The sequence below is a fragment of the Mesoflavibacter sp. CH_XMU1422-2 genome (assembly GCF_037029245.1).
Classification (GTDB): domain Bacteria; phylum Bacteroidota; class Bacteroidia; order Flavobacteriales; family Flavobacteriaceae; genus Mesoflavibacter; species Mesoflavibacter zeaxanthinifaciens.
This window is the reverse complement of record NZ_JAYMEE010000029.1, coordinates 1-642: the sequence shown is the minus strand read 5'-3', so window position 1 is coordinate 642 and position 642 is coordinate 1. Positions and strand designations below refer to the sequence as shown.

1 protein-coding gene is annotated in these 642 nt (G+C 32.7%); it reads left to right on the top strand.

Going from position 1 to position 642, the window contains the following annotated elements:
• Positions 1-93: 93 nt before the first annotated feature.
• The gene (locus WA340_RS03845) at positions 94-558 is read left to right on the top strand and encodes a hypothetical protein (RefSeq protein ID WP_336127359.1); all 465 of its coding nucleotides are present in this window, start codon (positions 94-96) and stop codon (positions 556-558) included.
• Positions 559-642: the final 84 nt, after the last annotated feature.

The following is a 642-nucleotide window of genomic DNA, read 5'->3' as shown; positions in this document are numbered from 1 at the left end:
GAAATTCCTGCGGAATTTCCAACTTGGTGTGTACTTGTAAAGTTAAGTGCTAACCCACGCAACTACTCATAGCCGAGACCGTTGGCACTAATTATGAAAATCGACAAACATCTTTTTATCTATTCAACTATGGCAATTATAATGATTGTAATTGTTTACTGGATTTCTATTGGAGGTGGAATTAAATCTGCTGAAAATGAAATGGATTCCGTAGAATATGAATCGATTGGAATTTATAATTTAAAAAAGTCAATAATTGAAAAACAGAACCTAAATGTTTGGCCAAGCATTGTGGAAATAAAAAATTTGACAGAATTAAATGCGAATCTTTCTGACTCGCTAATTTTCTTCATCGCAGAAACTGACAATGGAGATAAGCTACGCTTAACAAGAACAATGGACTTATCAAAGTTTACGGAATTGAATTACGCTGGTGATTGCAAACGCAAAGGAACAATTTTGACAGATTTAAAGCTTGGAAAAATAAACCTACTGGAATTAAATGCAGAAATTTTATGCAGGACAGAGAATTATGGTGAAATGAAAATAAATAACTAGCGCCAACAAAGAACTGAGGCAATAAACAAGTAAAATATTAATTATTTATTGCTAGAGTACTTCTATGTTCACCATTGTAAGGCA